4 protein-coding genes are annotated in these 4,046 nt (G+C 72.1%); 1 reads left to right on the forward strand and 3 read right to left on the reverse strand.

Annotated elements, in window-relative coordinates; genetic code table 11:
- Window positions 1-1,526 (forward strand): glycosyltransferase (locus tag FV222_RS19165; protein ID WP_147815408.1); only part of this gene is annotated, 1,526 nt, incomplete at its 5' end.
- 24 nt (window positions 1,527-1,550) lie between these two features.
- Here FV222_RS19165 and FV222_RS19170 read toward each other — a convergent pair.
- The 3 genes from FV222_RS19170 to FV222_RS19180 form a co-directional block, all read right to left on the reverse strand.
- Window positions 1,551-2,132 carry an SCO family protein gene (locus FV222_RS19170; RefSeq protein WP_147815409.1) on the reverse strand — a complete coding sequence of 194 codons (582 nt, stop codon included), beginning with the start codon at window positions 2,130-2,132 and terminating at the stop codon, window positions 1,551-1,553.
- Window positions 2,133-2,312: 180 nt separating this feature from the next.
- Window positions 2,313-3,791 carry a siroheme synthase CysG gene (cysG, locus tag FV222_RS19175; protein ID WP_147815410.1) on the reverse strand — a complete coding sequence of 493 codons (1,479 nt, stop codon included), beginning with the start codon at window positions 3,789-3,791 and terminating at the stop codon, window positions 2,313-2,315.
- A gap of 44 nt (window positions 3,792-3,835) precedes the next feature.
- Window positions 3,836-4,046 (reverse strand): (2Fe-2S)-binding protein (locus FV222_RS19180; RefSeq protein ID WP_147815411.1); only part of this gene is annotated, 211 nt, incomplete at its 5' end.

Raw genomic sequence — 4,046 nt, forward strand, 5'->3', positions numbered from 1 at the left:
TCGCCGAACTGCTCGCCGGGCGCAGTCCGCGCGGGCGGATGCCTGCGGTGACGAGCCCGACGCGCCTGCGCGCGGCCCTGTTCGCGGCAATGCCGAAAGCCATCGCTGAGTACGCCGCCGACGACCTGGAAGCGAAGGCGCCGGGTTGGGCCTTCGGCACCCGGCCGCTCGGGCCGGGTCTGGCGCTCGCCGCCCTGATCGCCTGCGCCGGCACCCTGGCTTTCGAGGCTTTGCCGCCGATCCTCGCACTGATCCTGGTCGTGGCGGCGCAGACGCTGTTCCTGGCGATGGCGATCTTCCGCGTCGGAGCCCTGTTCATCCCCTCCCCGACCGTGCCGCCACCAGTCGTCGCGCCCTTGAACGACCGCGATCTGCCGACGTACACCGTCCTCGTGGCGCTCTATCGCGAGGCCCGCGTGGTGCCGCGCCTCGTCTCGGCGCTGGCCCGGTTCGACTACCCGTTGGCCAAGCTCGACCTGAAGTTCGTCGTCGAGGCGGACGATGCCGGCACTATCGCCGCCCTCGCGCGGATCCCGCTGCCCGCCCGCTTCGAGGTGATCGCGGTTCCCGACGGCCGGCCGCGGACGAAGCCGCGGGCGCTCAACGTCGCCCTGCCTCTCGCCCGCGGCGAGCTGCTCGTGGTCTACGACGCCGAGGACGTGCCCGACCCGGGCCAGCTGCGCCTCGCCGCCGAGATCTTTGCGCGGGCGCCCGCCAGCACCGCCTGCCTGCAGGGCCGCCTGGTGATCGACAACCCGGAGGATTCCTGGATCGCCCGGTGCTTCGCCCTGGAATATGCCGGCCTGTTCGACGTGCTGAACCCGGCGCTGGCGCACTGGCACCTGCCGATGCCGCTCGGGGGAACCTCGATGCACATCCGCACCGCGGTGCTGCGCGAGCTGCACGGCTGGGACGCGCGCAACGTCACCGAGGACGCCGACCTCGGGATGCGGCTGGCCTGCGCCGGCTACCACGTCGGCGACCTGCCGAGCGCGACGATCGAGGAGGCACCGATCGTGCTGCGGGCCTGGCTGCACCAGCGCGTCCGCTGGATGAAGGGGTTCCTGCAGACCACCGTCACCCACGGCCGCAACCCCATCGAAACCTATCGGCGCCTCGGGCGCCTCGACACACTCTGCGCCGCGACGCTGATTCCCGGCGCGGTCGCCTCCGCGCTGGTCTACCCGGTCTTCCTCATCTGGGCGTGCGCCGACTTCCTGCTCTTCGAGATTCCGGTCGCACCCGAGTTTTGGCGCAACCTCCCCATCGGCGTCGCGATCACCCTGTTCCTGTCAGGCATCACGGCCCTGATCCTGCCGCCGGCGCTCGGATGCATCCGCCGGGGCTGGTGGGACCTCCTGTGGTTCGTGCCGGTGATGCCGTTCTACTTCGCCCTGGTGAGCGTCGCCGCGTGGCTCGCGGTGATCGAGTTCGTCCGCGCGCCCTCGCAGTGGAACAAGACGGAGCACGGGCTGTCACGCACCTCGCGCAGCGGCGTGCTGCGTCCGCGACGCCCGGCGGCGTGAGGCCGGGCCGCTGGGGGCGGCCGATCAGATCCGCTTGGCCAGTTCCGCCGCCGTCTCGTCGGCCGGGCGCATCAGGTTAAGCGCGCCGAGGAAGCGGTTCTTGCCGTCCATCACGTACACCAGGGCGGTGTGCTCCATCGTGTAGTCGCCGTCCCTGCCCGGCACCTTGCGGCTGTAGGCGCGATAAGCCTTCACGGCCGCCGCCACCTGGGCCGGGCTGCCGGTGAGCCCGGTGATCCGCGGATCGAAGCTCGACAGGTAGGCCTTGAGGCTCGCCGGCGTGTCCCGCTCCGGGTCGACGGTGATGAAGGCGACCTTCATTGCCTTGGCCTTCGGCCCGAGCGCCGCCAGCACGTCCGAGATCTGCTGCAGGGTCGTCGGGCAGATGTCGGGGCAGTGGGTGAAGCCGAAGAACACGAGGTGCGTCGCGCCGGCGAAGTTGGCTTCGGTGACCGCCTTCCCGTCCTGATCCACTAGCGTGAACGGCCCGCCGACGCTCGAAGCCGCCACCTCCGTCCGTTCCGGCATCAGCGTGAACACGGCCGCGGCCGTGAGCCCGACGAAGCCGAGCACGAAGGCGATGATGGGCAGGAGGGCGCGGCGCATGGAGGTGACCTTCTCGCGAAGGCCGCTGGAACAGCATGGGCGGCCGCGGGTGGCAAGGTCGGGGCACTTCTAAGGACCCTGGCGCTTTGCCTCAGGCCTCGGTATCCACCGCCACGGCCATCCGCCTGGACGCCGGCGCGCCGATCAAGCGCCGACCGCGTGAGGCCTCGACCAACGCGGTCAGGACGCGACGGAGCCCGCTGCTTCGAACGGCGTCGGCAAGGCCACGTCGTCGAGGGCGGACGAAGCCTTCGTGTGGCGCAGGGCTTCGCCGATCATCAGGATCGCCGGACCGTCCAGGCCTGCCGCGTCCGCGCGGTCGGCAAGGTCGAAGGCCGTGCCTGTCACAACCTGCTGATCGGGGCGGGTGGCGTTGAAGGTCAGGAGCGCCGGCGTCGCGGGCGCGAGGCCTTCGGCGACCGCGCGCTCCAGCAGCACCCGCAGGGTGCGCTTGGGCATGTAGACCACGGTGGTGACCGAGGGGTCGGCCAGCGCCCCCCAGTTCAGGTCGTCTGGCAGCGCGCCGCGGCGGTCGTGCCCGGTGACGTATTGCAGGCGGCGCGCCGCGTCGCGGTGGGTGAGCGAGACGCCGAGGGAGGCCGCCGCACCCTGCGCCGCGCTGATCCCCGGCACCACGGCGACGGGGATGCCGGCCTGCCGGCAGGCCTCGATCTCCTCGCCGGCGCGGCCGAAGATCAGCGGGTCGCCGGACTTGAGGCGCACCACCTGCTTGCCGGACTTGGCGAGCGAGACCATCAGCGCGTTGATGTCGTCCTGGCGGCAGGACGGCCCATGGCCGGTCTTGCCCACCAGCATCGTGCGCGCCTCGCGGCGGGCGTAATCCAGGATCTCGGGGGCGACGAGGTCGTCGTAGAGGATCACGTCGGCGTTGCGTAAGGAACGCAGCGCCTTCAGCGTCAGCAGCTCGGCGTCGCCCGGCCCGGCGCCGACGAGCGTCACCGCCCCGCCCTTGGGCGCGGGCTCGGTCTGCGCGAGCAGCCGTTCGAGGTCCGCGTCCGTCGGCGCCCGGTCTGGCTCGGCGAAGGCCAGATCCGAAAACCGTTCCCAGAAGCCGCGGCGCTCGGCAAAGCCGTGGAAGCGCGCGGTGACACCCTCGCGCCAGTCCCGCGCAGCCGCGACCCAGCGCGAAAACCCGCGCGGCAGCATCGCTTCGATGCGCGCCCGCACGGTCTGCCCGAAGACCGGCACCGCGCCTTCCGTCGAGATGCCGACCACCAACGGCGAGCGGTTGACGATGGCGCCGAACTTCACGTCGCAGAGATGCGGCCGGTCGACGGCGTTGACGATGGCGCCGGTGCCGCGCGCGGCGGCGACGAAGGCAACGCACTCGGCCTCGTCCTCCATCGCCCCGATGCAGAAGGCCGAGCCCCACAAGTCGTCCGGCGCCCAGGCGCGCTCGTGTAGGGTCACGCTGCCGGCGACGACCTCGCCCGGCACGCTTCGCATCTCTTCGCTCGGCTCCGCCGCGTAGACGTCGACGTGGGCGCCGGCGGCGGCGAGCAGCTTCACCTTCCAGGGCGCGCCGCCGTTCGAGCCGGCCAGCACCGCGCGCTTGCCCTGCAGCGGCACGAAGACCGGGAGGACGGCGAGGGGTTCGAGGCCGGCGCGGGTCTCGCGCGGCTGGCGGGGCGTGCTCATGAGGGTCGGCTTGGATCTCGTCTGGGTCACGGACGAACCTGATGCTACGCGGCGTCGCGCGCAAGCGCCTCGGGCAGCAGCTTGCGGATCTCAGGGATGCACGAGCCGCAATTCGTGCCGGCCTTGCAGGCCGCGCCCACCGCCTCGACGGAGCCCGCGCCGCCCGTGATGGCCGCCGTGATGACGTCGAGCCCGACCCCGTGGCAGGCGCAGACCACCGGTCCCGCGCCGGCGGTGGCGGCGCGGCCCGAGAGC

Source organism: Methylobacterium sp. WL103 (genome assembly GCF_008039885.1).
GTDB classification, from domain to species: Bacteria; Pseudomonadota; Alphaproteobacteria; order Rhizobiales; family Beijerinckiaceae; genus Methylobacterium; species Methylobacterium cerastii.